The organism is Rhizobium tropici CIAT 899 (assembly GCF_000330885.1).
In the GTDB taxonomy this organism is placed as follows: domain Bacteria; phylum Pseudomonadota; class Alphaproteobacteria; order Rhizobiales; family Rhizobiaceae; genus Rhizobium; species Rhizobium tropici.
Genome location: NC_020062.1, coordinates 1,841,424 through 1,864,202, shown reverse-complemented (window position 1 = coordinate 1,864,202; position 22,779 = coordinate 1,841,424). Strand labels below are relative to the sequence as shown.

Below are 22,779 nucleotides of genomic sequence, written 5' to 3'. Positions count from 1 at the left end.
TGTTCCTTTGTGAGCTGCCTCGCCAGAGGCAAAGTCGATCTGTATAATTGGTGCACCTACATGGTGAGGACGATGCGGAAGCGGGCTTCTCCCGCCATCATCTTGCGATAGGCTTCTGGGGCGTGTTCCAGCGGCATCGTCTCGATCATGGCGCTGACGTCAGCGAGCGAACTGAAACGCAATGTGGCGTCTGCAGTGGCCGGGTCACCGGTTAAGGCGCCCTCAACAGTGCGCCCGCCGAACAGAAGGTCAGAGGTTGCGATCTCCACGGGTTCGGGAGATGCGCCGAGCGCGATGATCCGGCCGCGCGGCCTAAGCCCCTTAACCGCGTCGGCCACGGCCCTGCCACCCGACGCGGTAACAACAACGAGATGCGCACCCCCAAGATCCTGCAGCGCCGAAGCAACCGTGATGGCAGAGCTATCGATATAATGATGCGCGCCAAGCTTTTCGGCGAGACCACCCTTGTCCGGTCCGCGCCCGATCGCCACGACCTCGAAGCCCATGCGCCGGGCGAACTGCACCGCAAGGTGCCCGAGCCCGCCGATACCGATCACGGCTACGAGATCGCCGGCGCGTGCGGGAGAGTTGCGCAGCGCGCTGAAGGTCGTCAGCCCTGCGCAGAGCAGCGGAGCGGCGCCTTCCGAGGCGAGGCCGTCGGGGATCGACACGAGACTGCTGGCGCGTGCGAGCATGTATTGCGCGTAGCCCCCGTCATGGTGAACGCCGGTGAACTCCTGGTTCCGGCAGTTGACGAGATCGCCGCCGCGGCACTCCGCGCAATGTCCGCAACTACCTCCGAGGAAACCGACGCCGGCACGCTGCCCGAGCCTCCAGCCCTCAACGTTGCTGCCGACTGCATCGATCACGCCGACTACCTCATGGCCCGGCACCCTCGGCCATTGAATGGGGAAGGCCCCTTCGACCGTCGCGGCGTCGGAGTGGCAAACCCCGCAAGCTTCGACGCGCAGACGGACCTGCCCGACGGCGGGATCGACAAGCGGCTTTTGCGTCAGTTCGAGCTGTCCCGGCGCAATGGCCTGGACGGCAGTGTATGTTGTCGGATGGTGCGACATGAAAAACTCCAGCGTCTGATACTTGTCGAAGCGCTATCAGCGGCCTCTCCAAGCGGACAGGACGTAGATGCCATCATTCCGGCCATGAACATGGCGAAGCGCCGCCGGAACAATTACTTATGCAGGGAAAGCAAACATCACGGAGTAAGCATGAAGATCGGCCTTGTCCTTTGCCCGAGTTTCCAACCTGTCTGCTTCGGGGCCGTTGCGGCATTCGACGTGGCCAACAAGCAAGCCGGTGAAACGCTCTACGACGTGCGCGTCCTCTCGGAAGAAGGGGGGCTGGTCGCCTCGGGGGCCGGCATGCAGGTCATGACGGATCCATTCGACGACGCGGCCTATGACACGCTGATCGTCGCCGCGGGTCTCGAGATACCGACGTCTTCGCCGGGCCTGGTCCGGCTGCTTCGAGTTGCCGCGCGCGACGCCCGCCGCGTCGCCGCCATCTGTCTCGGCTCGTTCATCCTGGGAGATGCCGGCTTGCTGAACGGCCGGCGCGCCACGACGCATTGGCGCTATGCCCAGACCCTGCAGGAGCGGTTTCCGAGCTGTCAGGTCGACATGGACAAGATCTACGTCGCGGACGGCCCGATCTGGACATCGGCAGGCATGACGGCGGGAACGGACCTCGTCGTTGGCCTGATCGAGCGCGACCATGGGACAGAAGTCGCCCGATCGGTCGCCAAGGGCATGGTCATGTACCATCGCCGATCGGGCGGGCAGTCCCAGCATTCCGCATTGCTGGACCTCGGCACCAACGAGGACAGGATCCAGCGCGCGCTGAACTTCGCACGCCAGAACCTCGGCCGGAGCTTGACGATCGACGATCTTGCAGAAGCTGCCTGTCTCAGCCCCCGCCAGTTTACGCGGCTCTTTCGTGCGGAAACCGGCGCCACACCGGCCAAGGCGGTCGAAGCGCTCAGGGTTGAGGCTGCGAAGCTGATGCTGGAGCAGAGCCGTTTACCGATCGAGGTGATCGCCCGCGAGGTGGGGTTCGCCAATCGGGAGCGGATGCGCCTCGCTTTTGCGCGCGTACACGGGGAGGTGCCGAGGGCGATTCGCAACGACGCCGGGCCGCTTGCCGCCCTTTAGCCGACCGCCTTCAGCAGCACCGCTTGGAGTTCGCGATCGAGATAGCGCCCCACCTCGCGGACATGTGCGTCGCCGAACTGACCGAACAGCGATGAAGGGCGATCATACTCGAAGACCGTCTCTCCGTAGCCGGTTTCAAACAGCGCCAAACGGAGTGACGCGTAGATCGAAGCACCACGCGGCGTCTGGTTCGGCGTGCCGGAGTCAGTGACTAGCTGAGGCGGATGTTTGAGAGATCTATCGAGACGACAAGCGGGTCGGTGCCGAAGCTCCCGTCGGGCTGGCGGGCATAGATCCGGCGCTTCGTCGGAAATTTGATGCCTGATACTTCCGCATAGTCCTCGATGATGTGCGCGCCGGGCGTATTGCCTGAGATCTCGACATCATAGTCATGACGCTTCAGCAATCCGTCCGCATCGAAATAGAGCGTCTGCACGGTGCTATGTGTTGCGATCCCGGCGGGGAATCGCACCGCAAGGCGGCGCCAGTCGCCGCTGTCGGTCGGCCAAGGCTCCAGTTCCTCCGCTTCGACGCCCGGCCAAGCCAGCAGGAACGGCATGTTCAAATAGGTCCACATGGCGCAGCCGGCGAAGTAGGCGAGTTGCAGTTCGGTCCACGGCGTTTGCAGTGTGTGTCCGGCAAAGCTTGCCCGCGGCTCAAGCAGTTCTTCGCGAGCCGTTCCATCCTCCGCTTCCACGGTGACACGGTCCGGTTCGAAGCGAGAGCGTCGTTTGCTGTCGCCGAACGGAGCGTGCGACGCCCACTCCTTCCTGAGCCCGACCGTGACGGTCGTGCGCTCGAGCGTCTGTGAGTGGCCCTTCAGTGGCCACAAGATGCCTCCCTGCACGAGATCGGCAGAGACTTGCTCGAACTGCTGCCAACGCTGGAGGCCCCCATGAGCTTCGATGGCAAGTTCTTTGAGTTGTATCATGATCTGCTCCCAGCGGTACCACGCGATAGCGAGGCTTCTGTCGTTGGAAGCTAGACGGTGGATTGCACTTCTCGAACGTCTTAGATGCCTTGATTCAGGCCACGGTCCTCGAACTGGCGACGCCTTGCGTGCACGAGAGCAGACTGATCCCACTGGCGACGATAGGTCGTTCCACGCGGTAAGACGGGGAGCATGACGTCTCTCGGAAAGAGGGCCGTCCGATTGGGAAGAGCAAAAGGCTCGGTCGGAAATTAGCTCTTTCAGCAATAGGTCGGTTCGTTACCTGGCGGTGTCTTCGCCATCGTAGGAAGCACGCGGCAACCTACCTCGATCAGAGAACAGGATCCCGCTGTCTTGAAAGCGATTTTATATGGTGGTCGCCAGTTCGATTTCCATCAAGAGCCAGGTTAGTTGTGGGCGCTTGCCGACCGCTGTGCTGCTGTGTTGTGGCTTTTGCTTTTGGGCTGAAATCGCCCGTTACTCGAACTGCCCCGCCACGAGTTTCGACAAGGGTGACAGGCGTCGCTCTGTTCCTTCATCAAAAAGCATCTGCCGCGAAAACACAATATCTTCTCAGGATCATCCTTGAGGAAAGCCGGTCGAGGAAGTTCAATGGCATCGGAGGCGAAGGATTGCATCAAGAGGAAATCCCTTCTGTTGTGCGATTCAGCGCGTCGAAAACCGCTGTGATGTCAGCTTCGTTGATCGCGTCACCGACATACCAGCTCAATGTATCGTAGAAGCCCAGGAAAGAGCCGTTGAGCTTTTCGAGGATGGCCATCGCTTCATCGCCGGAGATGCGGAGCTTCCTCGCCAGCAATTCTGTCAACGCAGGTATCGCCCGTTCATTCGCGAAAACCAGCGCTGGCGGCGAAAGCGCGGAAAGGGCTGCCGGAGGGAAGCGCTCGGAACGGCAAGCGAGTCGGCTTTGGAGGCGGATATCGCGCGAGGAAGCCGCCGCCTCGATGATGAAAGCCTCTGCATTGAGCACCCATGTGCCGCGCGCAGTATCGAAATATTGGAAATCCCGCGCGGAAAGCGTCAGGGTCACAGCCTTGGCTTCGCCCGGTTGAAGCTCGACCTTGGCGAAAGCCTTGAGTTCCCGCATCGGCCGCCGCAGGCCGGGCTTTACCGGACGGACGTAGAGCTGAACGATTTCCTTGCCGGCCACTTCGCCAGTGTTGCGGATGGTGACGCTCACGTTGCAGCCCATCGACGGGCCGATTTCCTGCCTGTCGAGTGCCATGCTCTCGTAAGAAAAACGCGTGTAGCTTAGGCCATGACCGAAGGCGAAGAGGGGCGTCATGGCTTTGAAATCGTAGTAGCGATAGCCGACGAAAATTCCTTCGCTGTAGACATGCCGGCTGTTTTCACCGGGATAGGTGTGCCAACCGGGAATGTCCTCGATGCGGATGGGCATCGTCGCCGTCAGTTTTCCGCAAGGGTTCTGTTCGCCGAACAGAACGCGGGCAATGGCTTCGCCGCCGCCCTGGCCAGGATAAAAGCAGGCCAGCACGGCCTGCGTGGTGCCCAGCCATGGCATTTCGACTGCATCCGGCGTCGTTAGAACGACGATTACTTTCCGGCCGGCCTCAGTGAGCGAGCAGATCAGGCTGTCGTGGCCGGCCGCCAGTTTCAAGGTGTCGCGATCATTACCTTCACCGTTGCGCGACTTCTCGTTCTCGGTGAAGATGATGACTGCGTCCGCTGTCGTCGCAGCATCTAGAACGGCTTGCGTTTCACTCTCCATCGGAGCGCCTTGCGCTGTCGGGAAAGGTATATGACGTACGTTCAGATGTTTTCCCGCACGCGCTGCGATCCGCTCCAAGGGGCTGTCGACGCGATAGGGATTGGTCGTCGCTGATCCCGATCCCTGGATCGTCGGGACCAGAGCGTCATCGCCAACAACGAGTATCTCGCCGGTAGCAGCCGCATCGAGCGGCAGTGTCTGCTGTTCGTTGCGCAGCAGCACGATGGACTCAGCCGCGATCTGTTGGGCGAGGGCGTGATGGCGGTCCAGATCGACAGGGGCTGCGGGCAGCCTCTTGGCATGACAGCGGCGGACGAGGCCGATAACCCGCTCACAAGCCCGATCGAGTATGTCGTCGGCGACCTTGCCATCTTCGATAGCCAACAGAAGCCGTGCCTTGCGGGGTTTGCTTTCCGGCATGTCGAGGTCCGTACCGGCTTTAAGCGATGCGGGCCGATCCTTGATGGCGTGCCAGTCAGACAGGACAAGCCCGTCATATCTCCATTCATCCCTCAGGATGTGTTTCAGCAACCAGTGGCTTTCCGCCGCTTGAACGCCGTTCACCGGATTATAGGCGCTCATCACGGTCCAGGGCGCGCTCTTGAGGATCGCCCGCTCGAAGCCTGCGAGATAGATCTCCCGCAGAGCCCGTTCATCCACATCGGAACTGGTCGTTGTCCGATCGATTTCCGAGTTGTTGCAGGCAAAATGCTTCAGCGAGGCACCGATACCGTTGTCCTGCAGGCCGGAAATCAGAGCGGCGGCAAGATCGCCGTTGATGACCGGATCCTCCGAGTAATATTCATAGGCGCGGCCGGCGAGCGGCGTCCGTCGTGTGTTGATACCCGGTCCGAGCAGGAGGTGGATTCCCAGGCTGCGGCATTCGAGAGCAAGCGCTTCGCCCATGCGATACAGCAGGTCCACATCCCAGGAACAGCCGACGAGATTGCCGTTCGGAAAGCAGGTGGCTGGCCGCGTCGTGCCGAACATACCGCCCTTATCGTCAGCCTGTTGGTTAATCAGGTCGAGGAATGCGGCGAGGCTTTCTTCATCGCCGGTGCCGGCATCTATCTGGGTTGTCGAGTAGCGCACGCCGTAGGTGCCATCCGTCATCAGAATCGAGTCGATCCCCAGCCTTTCGATTGCGGCCGTTCTCCAGAGGCCTTGGCCACTGACGAGAGCGACTTTCTCATTCGTGGTCATGGAGGTGACCAGCGCTCGGATTTCCCCATTATCCGCTTCGGGCATGGTGTGTCTTCCCCTATCTGAGTGAATGGGCGCGGACCACATGTGATGCCGTCAACAAATCTTCTGGAGCAGTTCCATCAGCATCATGCGCTCGGCAGCTGTCAGCGGCCCCAAGGTCTCTTGCGAAATCTCCAGCGCGATGGAGAGATTGCGATCTACAGTGGCATCGCCTTCGTCGGTCAGTGTCAAGACTAGACGCCGTGCATCTGCGGGGTCGGGCGCGGTGTGCACCAGGCCGCGCTTGACGAGGCGGTCGACGACCCCCTTGATGGTCGCCATGTCCATTGCCGTTTCGCGGCCGAGATTACCTTGCGAGCAGGGCTGCAGATCCTTGAGCTTGACGAGCGCCGCCCATTGGGTGGTCGTCAGCTTCTCGGAGATCAGGCTGGCGAAGATCGAGACGTGGCGTTGGTTCGCCTGGCGCAGGAAGAAGCCGATCTGCTCGCCCAGTGCATATTGGGTGTGGTTCGGTTTCGCTGCCATATCTGCACCCTTCGCTCCCCGGGCCTTGTCCTTGAGTGGAATATCCATCTTGTCTCTCAGCCGGGCTTGCTGCCGCCGAATCGGGCAATCCAAATCAACGTCATGCAGGCCACAAACCCAGAATGGCCTCAGTTGTCAAAATTTCAATCTGCTCCGAAAACCTCGGTGCCAGACGCGTCAGTACCATCTCATGTGCCATCATGTCGCCGCTCGCGATAGCGTCGCTGGCGAGGACCACCCTGTAGCCGAGATCGACCGCGTCCAATGCGCTCGCATACACGCAGACATCGGTCTCGACACCGGTGAACACAAGCGTATCGACGCCTTCGCTATCAAGACGATCGATAAAGCCGGGAGCTCCGAAGATCGAAAAGGTTTCCTTGTCGACGATTGACCCCAGCTGCGCGAGCGCAGCCAGCGGTGCAACGAGATCCAGCATCCCCGGATCGAGTTCGTCCAGAGTTACCGTTTTCCAGCGCTCATAGTAGGCTTGCCATCGGCCTTTCGCCTCCTCGGGACGTTGCGCGACGATGAAGCGGGCAAAGACCGTCCTTTCAAGCCTGGCCTCGGCAAGCCGCTGCACATTCGGCATGATGCCTGCGAAAGCTGGCGTAAACCAGGGCGTTTCCTCGGCGAAGAGCCGTTGCATGTCGATGACGACATGCAACGTGTTATGGGACAACGGTGCCCTCGTCATCGTCAATCCACAACACAGACGGTGTGTTCCGGCGACCAGTTCAGCGTCACGCTGTCACCTTCCTTGAGGACGGTGCCGTCTCGGTTCTGCACGAAGAGCTTCAGTGGCAGACCGTCTTTGGTCTCCAGGAGATAGGAGAGCACCGGTCCGGCGTAGATGACCGTGGTGATCAGCGCCGTGAGGCTGTTGCCTTCGGCATTCCTCGCCGAGATCGACATCTTCTCCGGGCGCACCGCGAGCGTCACTTTCATGCCGTTGGCAGGCAGAGGGCTTGCGCTGCGCACCGTCGTGCCGTCGGAAAGCCGCACCGCACCGTTCTCGACGGTGCCGACAAGGAAATTGGAATCGCCCAGAAACTCCGCGGCGAAACGCGTCAGAGGCTTCTCGTAGACAGTCTCGGGCGCGCCGATCTGAACGATACGGCCCTTGTCGAGAATGGCCACCTTGTCGGACAGCGTCAGGGCTTCTTCCTGGTCGTGGGTGACGAAGATCGTCGTCAGGCCGCTCTCGCGCTGGATCCGCAGCAGTTCGACCTGCATCTCCTGTCGCAGCCTACGGTCGAGCGCGGACAGCGGCTCGTCAAGCAGCAGCACGCTCGGCTTGATGACAATGGCGCGTGCCAGCGCTACACGCTGTTGCTGGCCGCCCGAAAGCTGCTTTGGCATCCGGTTGCCAAAGCCCGGCAGGCGCACCATTTCCAAGGCGCGATCGACTTCTTTGCGGGCTGCGGCACCCTTGATACCGCGTCGCTCGAGGCCGAAGGCCACGTTCTGAGTAATCGTCATGTGCGGGAACAACGCATAGGACTGGAACATCATGCCGATGTTGCGGCCCCATACGGGTATGTTCGTGACATCCCTGCTGCCGATGGTCACCACACCCAGATCAGGCTTGATGAAGCCGGCGATGATGCGCAGGAGCGTCGTCTTGCCGGAGCCCGAAGGCCCAAGAAGGCTGGTGAACGAGCCCTCTGGGAACTCGGTGGTGATATCGGCCAGAACGGGCGTGGTACCGTAGGTCTTGGCGACGGAATTGACGTTAACGTTTGTCACGGGTGTCTCCGGGCTTGGCGAAGCGCGCGAAAATCAGGATCACGGTCATCGAGCCGAGCAGAAGCACAGTCGAGATCGCATTGATTTCGGGGGTGAAGCCCTTGCGGATCGAGGAGTAGATCTGAACCGGCAGCGTGGTGAAGCCGGGCGTTGCGAGGAAATAGGAAATCACGAACTGGTCGAGCGAGACCGCGAAGGCAAACAGGGCGGCGCCCAGGATGCTGGGGTAAAGCAGGGGCAGAGTGACGGAGAAGAACGCATGGATGGGGGTGGATCCCAGGCTCATGGCTGCCTCTTCCAGATCGGCCCGGATTGTCCGGAAGCCGGTTCCCACCACCAGGACTACGTAAGGGATGGCAAGGGCAACGTGACCGATGATAATCGCGTGCATGCCGCGGCCGATGCCGGTCCAGTAGAAGAAGATCAGCATCGCCGTGCCGGTGATCAGCCACGGAATGGCGATCGGCGGCAGCAGCATGATCTGCAGGAAGCTCTTGCCACGGAACGTGCTGCGCGACAGGGCAACAGACGCCATGGTGCCAAGCGTGGTTGCGAGAACCGCCGTAATGACGGCGATGATGATGCTGTTCATGCCAGCAGTGAGCAGGATGCTGTTGTTCCAGAGCGCCTCGTACCAGCGGGTCGAGAAGCTGAACGGCAGTTCGTAGAGCGGCGAGGCGTTGAAGCCCATCGCCATCATCACGAGGATCGGCGTGTAGAGGAAGACCAGTACGGCGATCAGATAGAAACGACCAAGCGATCTCATTCGGTGTTCCCTCCTCTAAGCTGCCGTGCCGCGGCGCAGGACGCCGGAGAACGTGCCGAAGATTGCAAGTACGACGGCGAGCAGCGTGAAGGACAGCGAGGCGCCGAGCGGCCAGTTGAAGGCCTGCGTGAACTGGTCCTCGATGACGGTGCCCATGGTGACGCCCACGCGGCCGCCCAGAATTCGGGGCTCCATGAAGGAGCCGATGACCGGGATGAAGGTCAGCACGGCACCCGAGATCAAGCCTGGAGCAGCCATAGGCACGAGAATCTTGAAGAGAATTGTCCACCACCGCGCACCCAGGCTGGCGGCCGCTTCGATGATCGCGTCATCGATCGTAACCAGCGCGATATAACAGGTGAGGATCATGTAAGGCAGATAACCATGTACCAGGCCAACAACGACTGCATAGCGCGTATAGAGGAAGCCGATCGATCCAGCATCCGGTAAGACCATGTGGAAGATGGTGTCGAGGAAGCCGTTTTCGCGCAGCACCATTGTCCATGAGAAGATACGGACAAGGCCGTTCGTCCAGAATGGTAGCAGGATGAGGATGAGCAGCAGCTCGCGCGTCTTGCCAAAGGTGGAACGAGCAAGCGCAACTGCTGCCAGGAAGCCGAGTACGGCGCAGGCAAATGTCGTCCAGAAGCCGATAAGCAGCGACGTGAAAGCAATACCGATCAGATAGGGCTGGTCGATGAAGGCACGATACTGCTTCAGGGTAAAGACGATCGGCGCCTTGCCCATGGGGGTTGCCGCCATGAAGCTGAAGACCAACATGGTCAGCAGCGGGAGAAAGACGGCAAGCGTCAGCCAGCCGTAGGTTGGCATCAGCAGCGCCGTCGTCGACACCCAGGACGGCAGGGGACGCCGCACGCGCGGATCCGAAGGTCCGCGCTCTGACGCCGATGTCAGATTGTCATTCTGCATAGAAGGCTTTCACTTCCTGCCACAGGTTGTTGAAGGCTTCACGACGGTCATCCGGCAGAGCCGACATGATGCCCATGGTCTTCAGGTATTCCGGCTTGTGAACCTGGCGGCTCAGGTCGTCGGCCGGAAGGCTTGCAAGTGCTGCGGAGTTGGACGATGCCGGTGCACCGACCTTGGTGGCCCATTCGAGATAGAAGGTTGGGTCGATCAGCCAGTTTGCGAAGGCCAGTGCGCCCTCGGCGTTGGGAGCCGACGCCGGAATACCGAGACCATCGACCCAGCCGATGCCGCCTTCCTTGGGAACGACGAAATCGACAGGCAGCTTCGAATTGCGCTTTGAACGGACCGAGCCGCCCGACCAGAAGAGCGAGAGGTCGAATTCCTTGGCTGCAAAGGACTTGTTCCATTGGTCTTCCGTCGACCACAGCAGCTTGACGTTCGGCTTGATGGACTTCAACGCGTCGCGGATGGCACCGAGATCCTTCGGGTTATTCATGTCCTGACCGGTCATCAGGGCGCCGGCGGCAACGCAGATAACCGCATCGTCGTCCATCGCAACGCGGCCCTTGTAGGCGGGATCCGCCAGAACCTTGTAGCTGTCTGGAACAGGCATGCCGTCGCGGATGGCGAGCGAAGTCATGCCCCAGACCCATGGCACCGCATAGCCCTTGCCATCCTTCAGGAAGTTGGCATTGGAGCGCAGATTTGCGTCGATCGTGGCAGCGTTCGGAACCTTGCTGAAATCGATCGGCTGCAGGAGGTCTTCCGCGGTTGCCTGCGCGCAGCGCGCAGCGTTGAGAACGACGAGATCATAGGCGCCCGGGTTGGTGCGCAGCTTGGTCAGCATTTCCGACTCGGAGCTGTAGTAGTCGTGGACGACCTCGATGCCGGTCTTCTCGGCAAAGGCCTTGATCGACCAGGCTTCGTCAGTGCCGTAACCCTGCCAGTTTAGAACCGTGATCTTACCGGCGGAAAAGGCCATGCGCGGCATGGCCGAGAAGGCAGCGCCGGCAATGACGGCTCCGGACATCAGCTTCAGCGTGTTGCGTCTTGTGATTTCAGTCATTTGGAACCCCTCTTGAAAATACTCTTGTCAACGGCCGCGGCGGCAGCCGACGACCTCAGGCTTCGCGCAAATCATCGGCAGTCCGCCTATTAAAAAAGCGCGCCATATGATTTGTATGCAAACTAAATTGACGTGAGGCTGACGACTGGTCACACCCAATTGGAACGTACGGGTTCACCCAGCGCCTTTCGGCGCAGCGTTAAATCGCAGCCATTCTATCAGGCATTGCCGTTATGAAGTTGCTATCGCGAGCGTGTTGCTCCCGATAGGCAATTCCGTTCAACCCTCATGCTCTTCCGGCATTCTTTTTATTTGTATGCAAAGTAATATGGCTGATCTGCGCCTGTCAAGTTCCATCAGGCGCCAATACCATTCACACTGTCAAAAAATAGACATCCAGTTTCCGGCCGTGCGCGGCCTTTGCGATTTCAAGACGCGCGCCATCGGTACTCGCCTCGAGCCGAACTTCCTGGCAATCGAGATGTGCTGCCACGATGCGGTCTGGCTCGACATTCGGAAGCGCGACAAACCCGTCGTTGCCCGTCGGAGTGATGGTGCAGGAGAAACGTGCATCACTGACAGTGATCTGCGTGAACGATGTTTGCAGGTTAGTCTTCAACGATGCGCGTCCGTCCAGGCTCATTTCCAGCAGGCCATCGGAGATCGAGACCGAAAGCATTCCAGAAGGCGACAGCATCGGACCGACGGAAAGGTCAGCGCCGGCATTGTGAAGGGTCCAGCCGCTCCACGGATCGAAGTCGATGATCTCGCCGACAGCCATCAGCGGCAGCATGGCGGCCCAGATGTAAAAGGGATCCGTATCGCCCTGGTCCATCGCTTCGCCCGTCGTGGCGTTATAGTTCTCCGCCGCGATCCGGTCCGTGCTCCAGGACTTCATGAAGAGCTCGTAGCTCTGCCGCGCAAGCCTACTTGCCTCCGCTGCAAAGCCGTAGCGGCGCAGCCCGAGCCAGACCATGTAGTTGACGTTCGGCCAGATGCGGCCACGCCAGTAGACATTGTCGGCAAAGGCGGGATCGTCACGCGTCGCGTTCGGCAGGACGTAGTCACCGCCAAAGGTGGTTTCGTCGCCGAGGTGGTGGAGCAACTTCTCGGCCTGTTCGGGCGTGGCTGCGCCACATAGCAGAGGATAGAAGCTGGTCGGCGAAAGCGACCGCACAAAGCCGCCCTGGCGCTGCCGGTTGGCGAAGATGCTGCGGCTTTCATCCCACAGGTTTTCCGAGATCAGCTTGCGGCAGCGTTCGGCGATGGCCGCGAATTCGCGGGCATCATCCTCCTTGCCGAGAACCTCGGCCATCTTCGACAGCATCTCGGCATCGAGCGCCGCCGCGCAATTCAGTCCGAGATCGAATGTCGACAGGGTACGCGTGATGGGATCGTAGACGGCCTCGTCATGAGTGGCTGAATTATCCATGCCTGTTTCGTTGCGGGCGGCAAAGTGCGTGCCCTTATAGAGGCCTTCGCCGACGTCCGATGTGCCGCAGGACAGCAGGCCGAAGGCGTCGGGATCGCGGTGTTCGCGCCACCAACGCTGATTGCGGGCCAGCGCATCATAGCTTGCCGCCAGAAGCGAACGCTCGCCGGTGCGCTGGTAAAGCTGCCAGGCAACGAGCGCGCCGTTTGGATGCTGGCTGCGATCCACCCAGGCATCATTCGAGGTAACGATGCAGGCGATATTGCCCTGGGGGGTGGCGCTTGCCATCGCCGTGGCCATATTCTCGCGGGCGAGATCGGCATCGAAGACACCGGCCAGCAGAGCGGCAAACAGCTGGTCGTTGTACCAGACGGCGAATTTGCCGAGATTCCAGATGCGCGTCACAGCCGTATAGGGCCGGGAGTTGGTCTCATCCCAGATCGTATTCCAGGCGACGACGTCCCGGATCGCGTCCAGGGATCCTTCGTAGGTGCCATTGTGGGCGGTAGGAGCAGTGCTCGGGTTGTCGGCCGCAAGGCTGGCCTGTGCCTTGACAATCGCAAGCTCGGCGCTGTCGGCCACAGCGGCGGCGTAGGCGCCTTGGCGCATCATTTCCAGATTGAAGCGCAGGGCGATCACTGGCGCCTCGTTTTTCCGGCTCGCAGTGTAGAAATATCCGTTCGCCTCGAAATCGGCGCGAAGGTCGTCGATCGTATCATGGCCGGTCACATGCACCGGAGCCTCCGCCGTTGCGACCGCGACGAAGCGGGTGCCGATCTTGACGAGTGTGACGTTGCGGCCAGCTTCATGCGTGACCATTTCTCCACTGTCTGCCGAAATCGCCAGGGTCAGCCAGAAGCGCAGTCCCCACTCGCCACCAGCCTTGCCCTCCCAATTTCCGCGAACCGCGAAGGGATCGGACTTCTCGGTTCTGAAGGCGACGGTGGTTCCGCTATGCTCCGTTTCCAGTTCGATCAGCGATCCGTCGATCGCGTGGCGGCCGAGCCGCACCGTGTCGCGACGCGGCTCGATGGCTGACGTCGTCCGGCTGCGCGTGGAATAGAGAACGGGCGTGATGCGCACACCGAGCGGCAGAAACACCATTTCCGCCGGTCTGTCGGACCAGCTGTTCCAGGCGCGCATCAAGGGAACGGTAGAATGTTTCAGCATGGTTCTTATTCCGGTCTGTTTTGCAGCGGTATGAGCATGGGTGTGGCTGTCAGCCCGCTCTTGTCCGGGCCGCTGCCGAGATAGGGTGTGTTGTCGTAATAGCGGTTTGCTGCCGTGTTGGCGACGTGAAGCTCGAGTTCATGGGTGCCGGCGGCAAGGCGGCCGAGCCCTAAGCGATAGGGCCGCCAGCCACGGCGTCCCACTTCGGTTCCATCGATATAAGCAGTGACCGCCGTATGAACGGTCGGCAGTTCCAGCATCCAGTCGGTCTCGGTTCCCGTTGTGAAGGAAAGTCGGTAGATGCCCGTGCCGCTGAAGGCCGGAAAGCCTTGCTCTTCCCAGCCGCTGTCAACGGAGATAGGCGCAAAGGCCTGATCTTGGCCGGGCGCGAATGTCCAGCCGTCTGCCAGAGCAATGAGCCGGTTTCGGTCAAGCGCCCGTCGGCTCGATAGATGGCCGATGGCGACAGCCGCCTGTCTGTTTTGACGGAGACGGATGCAGCGAACTTCGTGCGGTTCCAACTCTACGGTCAGCTTGTGAACGGCGGCGAAGGCTTCGACAGACCCGTATTCCGCGTTCCATATCGCATAATCGAAGCCATCTCCGAGCAGGATGTCAAAGCTGATATCTTCTGCGCCATCGTTGAAAACGACCATCCTCCACCAGCCGTCAACATCATGACCGATCCATTGCCACGGCCTTTGGCCCGAAATCTGCGGACCGTCGAGCGTCAGGGTCGACAGGAGGGCGGACACCGTTTCGGCATCGGGCATCGCTGTGGTGTGCGACGTGACGCCAACCGAGCCGGAGGTTCCCTCGCCCGTGCGAACCGTGGAGACGGTTTCGCCCGAAGACCAGATCCGACCGCCGGCCTTCATGAAGGCATCGAGCTTTTGAATCGTAACAGCCGTTTCCAGTACCGTCACCGAAGGCAGCACCACCGCGTCGAACGCGAGACCGGATGCAAGCAGACGTCTATCTTCTATAGCCGCGTTTGCGATATCCGCCTCGCTCACGAACATGAAATCGCAGCCCTGCACCAACAGTTGCTCGCACCAGGCGCCGATATGGGTGGCATGGCCGTGGCGAGGCCCTTCGGCAAAGGCAGTGTAGAGAGGATACAGAATAGCAACCGGCGCCTGCGGCCTTGCAGGTTCGATAAAGGCGGAAACGCGTGCGATCTCTTCGGCGAAAAGATCATGATAGGGCCACCACGGCTCGAAGTTGATGCCCGGCGCGAAGTCGAAGCGCGGATTGGTGAAGGGCGTCGGGTCGTTGTCGAGTCCATCGGTCTGGTAGACGCCGTGCCAGAGGAACTGCCGTGTGCCAAGGCAGGCAAGCCGGATCGCCTGGGCGCGCGATGCCTCCAGCGTCACCTCCCATTGGCCGGCAGCGCGCACTTCGGTGCGTTCGGCGCTGAAATAGGTCTCGACGACGCAGCGGCTGCGTCCGTTCGAGCGGGCGACCGAATCACCCATCTTGGGAGCCAACTGTGGCGTGAGATTGTTTGCGTCCACGGCCGTTTCGTGCCTGATGGCGTCGATGCCGAAGAAGTCCACCGCCGGCGCGACGCGCGGATCGATGCTTGTGAAGCCGCCATTGGGTGCCCATGAGCTGACATGAGCGAGAATCTCATGCCCCGTGAGGACGATCCCTTTTCCTTCCGCCCAGCCCCTGAGTGTGCCGAAGAATGCCTCGTTCATCAAGGTGGAATAGGCTGCGTGAAACAACGCACGCAGTCGCAAGGTTTCCGGCCCAACGTTGCGCACCACCGCGAGAAGGGCGACGGCGAACGGCACGCCCGTCTTGGACAGGACACAGTCTTTCAGCGCAGGCGCAAACAGCAGGCTGTTACCGAGATTTCCCGCCATCTGATCCCAGCGATAGAAGCCGGGGGCCGGCTGATCGTAGAATACAGATCCAACGGGATCGGGCACGCGCTTGCCAAGGGCTGTGACGATGGGTTCGAGGCCAACGTCGATGAAACGCTGGGCTGCCTCCGGCAGCAGATAGTTGATGATCCGTGATGTCGCGGAACGCGCGCTTACAAAGACCGTCAGCGTCCAGCCGAATGCGACCGCGCCATCATAGGAATAGCCGCAGGACGCACCATCAGAACCTGTGATGCTGACCTGCGACGTCACGTCGACGGTCTGATCATATGCCTCGATTGGGCCGGAGGGATGCAGCACTGCTGCCTCGACCGTCCATTCGCACCATTCGATGCGCCCGCCTTCATATTGCCAGGCAATGATGTCGGCGCCCATCTTCAGGGTGAATGCCGGATGGATCCTGCTTATCGTGCCCCGCGTATCTGCCGAAGACGACCAGAACAGATGACGCTCGCGCAGTTCGTCACGCCCTTCCACAGTCCTGCCACCGGCATGGCCGCTGATCCAGTTATAGTCGTCATAAATGCCAAGCTTGAGCCCGAGTTGAGCCGCGATGTCGGCGGCCAGCCTGTAGGCTGACAGATAATGCGGTGACAGGTACTGCTCGCGCGGCAGGGCGAGTCGCGCCTGGATCAGGATGGTGCCGATGCCCCTCGCCTGGAAATCGGCAAGCTGTGTCCGGCAGGTCGCCTCATCGGGAATGCTATGCCAGAACCAGTAGGCTGAAGGACGAAATGCGGCAGTCGGGCGCTCAAAGAGGGCCCGACTTTCGATATCCGCAATGGCCGCTGTCTCAGGCAATGTGTGTTCCTCAGTGTGCGGTGGCGGCAACGCGTTGCAATGCCGCCGATGTGTCGCTCCAGGCCGGCCTGTCCGGCGCGAAACGGGCGCGCAGGTAGTCGGTGAGATCCTTCAGCTGAGTCTCGTTCAGCGTATCGCGGAATGCCGGCATGGACATGACTTCCGGCGCTTCGCGGCCGGTGGTTTCCGCAAGGATAGCCGGGGCTTCGACACCGCCGAGGATCGCCTGGATAAGATTGTCGGGCGTATCGGCATGCAGATTGCTGTTCAGCGCCAGCGATGAGAGGACCGTGTTGCCGGTATGGCAGGTGGCGCAGGCGCCATTGAAGATGCGCTCGCCCTTGGGCGAAACCAGTCCCGCACTGACCTTTGCCGCTTCGCTGGCTGCAATCGCTGCTTGGCTCTGGGCCACGGCCTTCGAAGGGTCGCCGTCCTTATTCAGGCTCGCCAGATAATTTGCCATGGCGCGGATGTCCGAGTCCGGCAATGGCTGCATGACCTCCACCACATGAGCCATCGGACCGGCGGCGCTGCCGTGGTCGCGCGAATGGCCCGTGCGCAGGTAGTCGTAGAAGGCATCTTCTGTCCAGCCAACCGGACCCTTGGCCATGGCGTTGAGCGCAGGCGCCTCCCAGCCTTCGGCAAAGCCGCCGGAGAGATGGGCACTCCCGGTTTTTTCAGCGCCCAGCGCATTGCGTTCGGTGTGGCAGGCGGAACAGTGGCCAAGCGTCTCGACGAGATAGGCGCCTCTGTTCCAGATGGCATTGCGCGTCTGGTCGTAGGTGATGGGCGCCGACTTCAGGAACAGCGCATTCCACCCTGCCATCATCGTGCGGATGCTATAGGGAAACTTCAGCTTTGTCTCCGGCGCCTTGTCCGCCACTGCCGTCTGCGTCATCATATAGGCATAGAGCGCCTGCAGGTCCGCATCCTCAGCGCCAGCGAAGGATGTGTAGGGATGGGCCGGATAGAGATGGTGGCCATCGCGGCTGATGCCTTCACGCATGGCTCGCTCGAAGGCGGTGTAGGACCAGGCGCCGATGCCGTTTTTCACGTCCGGCGTGATGTTCGTGGCATAGACCGTGCCAAATGCCGTGTCGAAGCGTCGGCCGCCGGCGAAGGGCGTGCCGTCGTTGCCGACATGGCAGACATTGCAGGCGCCCGCCGCAGCGGCCAGGCGGCCGCGCTCGATCGTCGCCGCGCTGTAGACATTCACGTCCGGCCGCTCGATCGTGGCGATCGCCGGCCGCCATGGGGATGCCATCGCCACAAGCCCTGAAATTGCCGCCGCGGCTCCGGCAGTCCAGATGCCGATATTCCACCACCGCTTCCTTTTCGCGGGCGGTGCGGGAGGCGGCGTGGCCGTATCGCCCTTCAGCGCCGCCAGCACCATTTCCGGCGTCAGCGGCAGTTCGCGGAAGCGTATGCCGGTGGCATCATAGACCGCGTTGGCGATGGCCGATGCGCTCGGAACGGAAGCGGATTCACCGACGCCGAGCGGCGGCTCGTCCTGTCTTGGAACCATCAGCACGTCGATATCGGGCAATTCGGGGAAGGTGATCAGCGGATAGCCGCCCCATTCCTTCGAGGTGACGGCGGTGGAGGAAAACTCGACGCGCTCCTTCAGTACCCGGCTGGTTGACTGGATGACGTTGCCGTGGATCTGATGCCGCACGCCATCGGGATTGATCATCATCCCGGAATCCTGCGCGCAGGTCACCTTCGTGACGGCGATCTCGCCGGTCTTGGTATTGACGGCGACATCGGCCACCCAGGCGGCCCAGGCGGCAGCCTTGCCCGGAAACGGCCCGTGGATATAGACGGCATAGGCGAAGCCGCGGCCGTAAAGCAGGTCGCCTTCACCGCCGAGCGTGCCCCATTTTGTGTGAGGCACCCAGTTCGCCCGCTCTGCCAGGGCGTGCACGAGGTCCACGGCACGGGGATCGTGAAGGTATCGCAGCCGGTATTCGATCGGATCGACGCCGGCCGCGGCCGCAAGTTCATCAATATAGCATTCATGCGCGAAGGTGTTCGGCATCGCGGAAACGCCACGGAACCACGAGGCCCGGGCAATCGGCGGCATGTCGTGGACGGTGACCCGGAGATTGCCATAGGCATAGGGTGGGATCGCCGTGCGGTCACCCATCTGCACTACGTCGGACACCGGTGGGACCTTGCCGGTCAGGATCAGCGATAATGTCGGCGCGAGATTGGACGGATAGCGCGTCTCGAAATCATAGGCCGAAGGGCCGCCCTCGAGATCGAGGCCGCCGCGCACGTCGATGATCTGGGCGGCGCCCTTTGGTTCCCAGACATGCTCCTGCTCGCGCGTGAGCTGCACGCGCACTGGCGCGCGCACGGCGCGGGACAGAAGCGCGGCATCGGCAGTCACATCGTCGGCGCAGTTTCGGCCATAGCAGCCGGCGGCTTCCAGGCGCTCCACGAGGATCATGTCCTCGGGCATGTCGAGGAGGAGTGCCAGATCGCGACGCATGGGGAAGGGGTTCTGCGTGCCCGACCAGACGGTCAGCCCGGTGTCGCTGTAATCGGCCACGGCGCAGGACGGCCCGATCGAGCCATGCATCTGATAGGGCCAGATATAGGTGCGGTTCATCGGCTCGGCGCTGCCGGCGAGCGCCATCTCGACATTGCCGCGATCGATCAGCTTGCGGGGCGTGGCGGGATTAGCACGCAGGGCCATCTCCGGCGCATTCAGATCCGGCCGCTGCGGCGGCTCCCGCCACACGACCTTCAGCGTCTTCGCAGCCTCGATGGCGATCTCCTCGCGCGTTGCGACGACGCCGACGAAATCACCGATGGCGACCACGCCGACAACACCATCGATATGGGCAATCGAGCCCTCGTCGATGGATATGAGGCTGTTGCCGACATGCTCGCCGTGATCAAAGCCGGCATAGAGCGGCCGGATGACCCGGCCATGCAGCATGCCGGGCACGCGCACGTCATGCACATAGGTCCATTGACCGGTTGCCTTGGCCGGGATGTCCACGCGCGGTCGCGAGGAGCCGACGATGCGGTAGGCGGACGCGGGCTTCAACTCCGCACTGGCGTCGATCGACAGGCGCACATGCTCTCCCGCGACGAGTTCGCCGAAGGTGAAGCTCCAGTTCGCTCCGTTGCCGGCGCGGATGACGCCGTCTTCAAGGACTAGGTGCTCGACCGCGGTGCCCTTCAAGGCAGCAGCCTTCGCCATGAGGTGATGACGCGCCGTTGCCGCGGCCTGCCGAAGCGGCACGGCGGTGATCTGGATCGTCTCGCTGGCGATGGTGGCGCCCTGGTTGGGGGCGGCGGAAGTCGCGCCCAGCACCATTTCCACATGCTCGAAAGGAACATGCAGTTCCTCGGCGACGATCTGCGCCAGCGATGTACGGATGCCGGTTCCAAGATCGACATGCCCGTTGAATGCCTTGACGCGACCGTTGCTGTCGATGGCGATATAGAGCTCGGCTGCATCGCCTAGGGATGCATCGGAGACGATTAGTAGGATGTCTGATGTGGCGAGGTAGGTAGCCTTCGGTGCTTCGCGGTGGATGCTCATGGCGAAACCTCGATCCTGTCTTCCGTTCCCGAGCCGGCGGACTTTTCAGCCTTTGCATAGGCGACGGCGCGGCGTGCTGCGGCAAGTATTTCCATATGCGTGCCACAGCGGCAGAGATGATGCCGGAGCGCCGCGCGAATATCGCTCTCGTCGGGTTCCGCCGTCGCTTCCAGCAGGCCGACGATGGCAATGATCATGCCGTTCAGGCAGTAGCCACATTGCGCTGCGGCCTCTTCGATGAAGGCGCGCTGGACGACATGCAGATGGCCGGGCTTTCCCAGGCCTTCAAGCGTCGTGACCTTGCGGTCGCCGATCGCCTTCAGCGGCACGGCGCACGAGCGCACGGGCCGGCCATCAACGAGGACCGCGCAGGCTCCGCATTCGCCGAGGCCGCACCCGTATTTGGGTCCGTTGAGGCAGAGATCGTTCCTGAGGATGTAAAGGAGCGGCGTTGCGCCGCCGGCTTCGATGTCGCTGACGGTGCCGTTGACGTTCAAGCTGAATGAGGCGGCCTCTTTCAAAAGCCCGGCTCCATGGCGCGGTCACCGGCCAAAGTGAGGCCGCCGATACTCAAATACGCCATTATGCTGAAGGCCTCTTCCTGATGCCTGCAATTCATAATGACGCGATTGCAGATCACGTCACGCATTTGCTGTTCCTTGCTCATTTATAAAGCGTATGCACTTTATATGGCCGTTTCTCCATGCATATGCATGTGCCGGCAACAGCGACGATAATCATATTTCTCGGAAAAGCCAGAAGGAATTTTTGCAAAAGTGCAGAAGCTGCACTTGCTATTTATAGCGTATGCGCTACAAAATTTGTCATACTTCCAATTCCAGTTTACGCGTCCAGGTGACGGCGAGAAGGGTCGGCCATGTCCAGCAGCAAGGAAAGAATCGCGATTATTGGCGCCGGCCTCGGCGGCGCTGTGGCGGGAGCGCTGCTCCAGCATGCCGGCTTCGATGTGAACGTCTATGAGCAGGCGCCGAGCTTTTCGCGGCTGGGCGCCGGCATCCACATGGGGCCGAATGTTCTCAAGATCTTCGAGCGCATCGGCGTTGCCGAAAAGGTTGTCAGCATCAGCAGCACGCCTAGTCATTGGTTCAGCCGTGATGGTATCAGTGGCGACTATCTGTCGCGTATTCCGCTTGAAGGTTATGGCGCGACCTACTGCACCGTGCATCGTGGTGATCTTCAGGGCATCCAGTGCGACGCCCTGCAGTCGGGAACGCTGCATTTCGGCAAGAAGCTGACCCGTATCGACGATAATGGCACGGATGTTCTCATCGAGTTCGAAGACGCGACGTCTGTAAGGGCGGACATCGTGATCGGCGCCGACGGCATCAATTCACGCGTCCGCGAAACGCTGCTGGGTGCGGAGAAGCCAAACTACAGCGGCTGGGTCGGCCATCGTGCGCTAATTTCCTCCGACAAGCTGCGGAAATACAACCTGACCTTCGAAGATTGCGTCAAGTGGTGGGGTCCGGACCGCCATATGATGGTTTACTACACGACGGCTCGTCGCGATGAATATTACTACGTCACCGGCGTGCCTCATCCGGCCTGGGAATTCGATACTGCATTCGTACCCAGCAGTCGCGAGGAAATGGCGTCCGAGTTCGAGGGTTATCACCCCATCATCCAGGCGTTGATCGAAAGCACGGACGAGGTCACTAAGTGGCCGCTGTTCAACCGCAACCCGCTGCCTCTTTGGAGCAGCGGCCGACTTGTCCTGCTGGGCGATGCCTGCCATCCGATGAAGCCGCACATGGCGCAGGGTGCGGCCATGGCCATCGAGGATGCCGCCATGTTGACGCGCTGCCTCCAGGAGACCGGCGTCAACGATTTCGCTACCGCGTTCGGCCTTTACGAAGCCAATCGCCGTGATCGCGCAACCCGCGTGCAGAGCGTCTCCAATGCCAATACCTTCCTGCTGACGCAGGAGGATCCGTCCTGGGTCTACGGCTATGACGTCTATGCCGAACCGCTGCGCACGGAGAATGCAGCATGAGCAGCCGGTTCCTCCATGGTGCAAATGTCTTCGCCAACGGCATCCGGCAGCACTATCTGCGCTATGGCGGCGAGGGGCCGGTGGTCATTCTGGTTCCCGGCATAACATCGCCGGCAATCACCTGGGGTTTCGTTGCCGAAAGCCTCTCGCTGCACCATGACGTTTATGTTCTTGACGTCCGCGGCCGTGGTCTTTCGTCGACGGGTCCGGATCTCGACTACGGCCTCGATGCGATGGCCGATGATGTGATCGCCTTCGCCGGCGAGCTTGAACTGAGACAGCCCGGCATTCTCGGCCATTCCATGGGCGCGCGCATCGCGATGAGGGCGTCCAACCGCGCGCCCGGCTCCTTCAGCCGTCTGGCGCTGATCGATCCGCCGGTTTCCGGTCCCGGCCGTCGCCCGTATCCGAGCAAGCTGCCGTGGTACACGGATTCGATCGCACTGGCCGAGAAGGGAATGGATGCCGAGGCGATGAAGGCGTTCTGCCCGACTTGGACCGAAGAACAGTTGCAGCTGCGCGCCGAATGGCTCCATACCTGCTATGCGCCTGGGATCGTCAAGGCGTTCAACGATTTCCACGACATCGACATCTTGCCTGATTTCGCCACCCTGACCGTTCCTGCGATGCTGATGGTCGCGGGCCGTGGCGGCGTGATCCAAGCGGCCGACGAAGAAGAGATCAAGGGTCTCAATCCCTCGCTGCAGATCGCTCGCGTGCCAGACGCCGGTCACATGATCCCGTGGGATGACTTCGACGGCTTCTTCTTGGCGCTCGGCGACTTCCTGTCCCGCTGATTGTGGTGGCGGAGCGTTTTGCT

General features: G+C 61.2%; 18 protein-coding genes. 3 read left to right on the top strand and 15 right to left on the bottom strand.

Annotated elements, in window-relative coordinates; all coding sequences use genetic code 11:
* Positions 1–56: 56 nt before the first annotated feature.
* Positions 57–1,076 carry an alcohol dehydrogenase catalytic domain-containing protein gene (locus RTCIAT899_RS30630; RefSeq protein ID WP_015343729.1) on the bottom strand — a complete coding sequence of 340 codons (1,020 nt, stop codon included), beginning with the start codon at positions 1,074–1,076 and terminating at the stop codon, positions 57–59.
* Positions 1,077–1,226: 150 nt separating this feature from the next.
* Between RTCIAT899_RS30630 and RTCIAT899_RS30625 the strand changes: the two genes are divergently transcribed.
* Positions 1,227–2,168, top strand: a complete 942-nt coding sequence (locus tag RTCIAT899_RS30625) for a GlxA family transcriptional regulator (protein ID WP_041678276.1) — start codon at positions 1,227–1,229, stop codon at positions 2,166–2,168.
* Here the strand turns inward: RTCIAT899_RS30625 and RTCIAT899_RS33620 are convergent.
* The 14 genes from RTCIAT899_RS33620 to RTCIAT899_RS34465 all read right to left on the bottom strand — a co-directional run bounded on the left by RTCIAT899_RS33620 (position 2,165) and on the right by RTCIAT899_RS34465 (position 20,594).
* Positions 2,165–2,317 (bottom strand): DUF302 domain-containing protein, encoded by a 153-nt coding sequence (locus RTCIAT899_RS33620; RefSeq protein ID WP_015343727.1) that lies wholly within the window; start codon positions 2,315–2,317, stop codon positions 2,165–2,167. The genes RTCIAT899_RS30625 and RTCIAT899_RS33620 overlap by 4 nt on opposite strands.
* Before the next feature lie 62 nt (positions 2,318–2,379).
* Positions 2,380–3,099, bottom strand: coding sequence for a hypothetical protein (locus RTCIAT899_RS30615; RefSeq protein ID WP_015343726.1), 720 nt, complete (start codon positions 3,097–3,099; stop codon positions 2,380–2,382).
* A 637-nt stretch (positions 3,100–3,736) separates the two neighbouring features.
* Positions 3,737–6,097 carry a beta-glucosidase family protein gene (locus RTCIAT899_RS30610; protein WP_015343725.1) on the bottom strand — a complete coding sequence of 787 codons (2,361 nt, stop codon included), beginning with the start codon at positions 6,095–6,097 and terminating at the stop codon, positions 3,737–3,739.
* A 51-nt stretch (positions 6,098–6,148) separates the two neighbouring features.
* Complete coding sequence (locus RTCIAT899_RS30605) at positions 6,149–6,628, bottom strand: MarR family winged helix-turn-helix transcriptional regulator (protein WP_015343724.1); 480 nt, start codon at positions 6,626–6,628, stop codon at positions 6,149–6,151.
* Between the two features lie 52 nt (positions 6,629–6,680).
* Entirely contained in the window at positions 6,681–7,277 is a 597-nt protein-coding gene (locus RTCIAT899_RS30600; protein ID WP_041678275.1) for a cysteine hydrolase family protein, read from the bottom strand.
* A gap of 2 nt (positions 7,278–7,279) precedes the next feature.
* A complete protein-coding gene (locus RTCIAT899_RS30595) occupies positions 7,280–8,329 on the bottom strand; it encodes an ABC transporter ATP-binding protein (RefSeq protein WP_015343722.1) in 1,050 nt (349 codons plus the stop codon).
* Positions 8,316–9,095, bottom strand: a complete 780-nt coding sequence (locus RTCIAT899_RS30590) for an ABC transporter permease (protein ID WP_015343721.1) — start codon at positions 9,093–9,095, stop codon at positions 8,316–8,318. Before RTCIAT899_RS30590 ends, RTCIAT899_RS30595 begins: the two co-directional genes overlap by 14 nt.
* A gap of 15 nt (positions 9,096–9,110) precedes the next feature.
* Complete coding sequence (locus RTCIAT899_RS30585) at positions 9,111–10,025, bottom strand: ABC transporter permease (protein ID WP_015343720.1); 915 nt, start codon at positions 10,023–10,025, stop codon at positions 9,111–9,113.
* A complete protein-coding gene (locus RTCIAT899_RS30580) occupies positions 10,015–11,091 on the bottom strand; it encodes an ABC transporter substrate-binding protein (protein WP_015343719.1) in 1,077 nt (358 codons plus the stop codon). The genes RTCIAT899_RS30585 and RTCIAT899_RS30580 overlap by 11 nt, the downstream gene beginning before the upstream one ends.
* A gap of 373 nt (positions 11,092–11,464) precedes the next feature.
* Positions 11,465–13,693, bottom strand: a complete 2,229-nt coding sequence (locus tag RTCIAT899_RS30575) for an MGH1-like glycoside hydrolase domain-containing protein (RefSeq protein ID WP_015343718.1) — start codon at positions 13,691–13,693, stop codon at positions 11,465–11,467.
* 5 nt (positions 13,694–13,698) lie between these two features.
* Entirely contained in the window at positions 13,699–16,386 is a 2,688-nt protein-coding gene (locus RTCIAT899_RS30570) for a hypothetical protein (RefSeq protein ID WP_015343717.1), read from the bottom strand.
* A 10-nt stretch (positions 16,387–16,396) separates the two neighbouring features.
* The gene (locus tag RTCIAT899_RS30565; protein WP_015343716.1) at positions 16,397–19,945 is read right to left on the bottom strand and encodes a molybdopterin cofactor-binding domain-containing protein; all 3,549 of its coding nucleotides are present in this window, start codon (positions 19,943–19,945) and stop codon (positions 16,397–16,399) included.
* Complete coding sequence (locus tag RTCIAT899_RS30560) at positions 19,942–20,466, bottom strand: (2Fe-2S)-binding protein (RefSeq protein ID WP_015343715.1); 525 nt, start codon at positions 20,464–20,466, stop codon at positions 19,942–19,944. Before RTCIAT899_RS30560 ends, RTCIAT899_RS30565 begins: the two co-directional genes overlap by 4 nt.
* Positions 20,463–20,594: a hypothetical protein gene (locus tag RTCIAT899_RS34465; RefSeq protein ID WP_280117192.1), complete on the bottom strand. Its 132-nt coding sequence runs from the start codon at positions 20,592–20,594 to the stop codon at positions 20,463–20,465. Before RTCIAT899_RS34465 ends, RTCIAT899_RS30560 begins: the two co-directional genes overlap by 4 nt.
* Before the next feature lie 228 nt (positions 20,595–20,822).
* Between RTCIAT899_RS34465 and RTCIAT899_RS30555 the strand changes: the two genes are divergently transcribed.
* Complete coding sequence (locus RTCIAT899_RS30555) at positions 20,823–21,959, top strand: FAD-dependent monooxygenase (protein WP_015343714.1); 1,137 nt, start codon at positions 20,823–20,825, stop codon at positions 21,957–21,959.
* On the top strand, positions 21,956–22,756 hold the full coding sequence (locus RTCIAT899_RS30550) for an alpha/beta fold hydrolase (protein WP_015343713.1): 801 nt from the start codon (positions 21,956–21,958) through the stop codon (positions 22,754–22,756). The genes RTCIAT899_RS30555 and RTCIAT899_RS30550 overlap by 4 nt, the downstream gene beginning before the upstream one ends.
* Positions 22,757–22,779: the final 23 nt, after the last annotated feature.

Coding starts and splice junctions, on each gene's coding strand:
- RTCIAT899_RS30630 (WP_015343729.1), bottom strand. CDS start 1,076: ATGTCGCACCATCCGACAACATACACTGCCGTCCAGGCCATTGCGCCG.
- RTCIAT899_RS30625 (WP_041678276.1), top strand. CDS start 1,227: ATGAAGATCGGCCTTGTCCTTTGCCCGAGTTTCCAACCTGTCTGCTTC.
- RTCIAT899_RS30615 (WP_015343726.1), bottom strand. CDS start 3,099: ATGATACAACTCAAAGAACTTGCCATCGAAGCTCATGGGGGCCTCCAG.
- RTCIAT899_RS30610 (WP_015343725.1), bottom strand. CDS start 6,097: ATGCCCGAAGCGGATAATGGGGAAATCCGAGCGCTGGTCACCTCCATG.
- RTCIAT899_RS30605 (WP_015343724.1), bottom strand. CDS start 6,628: ATGGATATTCCACTCAAGGACAAGGCCCGGGGAGCGAAGGGTGCAGAT.
- RTCIAT899_RS30600 (WP_041678275.1), bottom strand. CDS start 7,277: ATGACGAGGGCACCGTTGTCCCATAACACGTTGCATGTCGTCATCGAC.
- RTCIAT899_RS30590 (WP_015343721.1), bottom strand. CDS start 9,095: ATGAGATCGCTTGGTCGTTTCTATCTGATCGCCGTACTGGTCTTCCTC.
- RTCIAT899_RS30585 (WP_015343720.1), bottom strand. CDS start 10,025: ATGCAGAATGACAATCTGACATCGGCGTCAGAGCGCGGACCTTCGGAT.
- RTCIAT899_RS30580 (WP_015343719.1), bottom strand. CDS start 11,091: ATGACTGAAATCACAAGACGCAACACGCTGAAGCTGATGTCCGGAGCC.
- RTCIAT899_RS30575 (WP_015343718.1), bottom strand. CDS start 13,693: ATGCTGAAACATTCTACCGTTCCCTTGATGCGCGCCTGGAACAGCTGG.
- RTCIAT899_RS30565 (WP_015343716.1), bottom strand. CDS start 19,945: ATGAGCATCCACCGCGAAGCACCGAAGGCTACCTACCTCGCCACATCA.
- RTCIAT899_RS34465 (WP_280117192.1), bottom strand. CDS start 20,594: ATGCGTGACGTGATCTGCAATCGCGTCATTATGAATTGCAGGCATCAG.
- RTCIAT899_RS30555 (WP_015343714.1), top strand. CDS start 20,823: ATGTCCAGCAGCAAGGAAAGAATCGCGATTATTGGCGCCGGCCTCGGC.
- RTCIAT899_RS30550 (WP_015343713.1), top strand. CDS start 21,956: ATGAGCAGCCGGTTCCTCCATGGTGCAAATGTCTTCGCCAACGGCATC.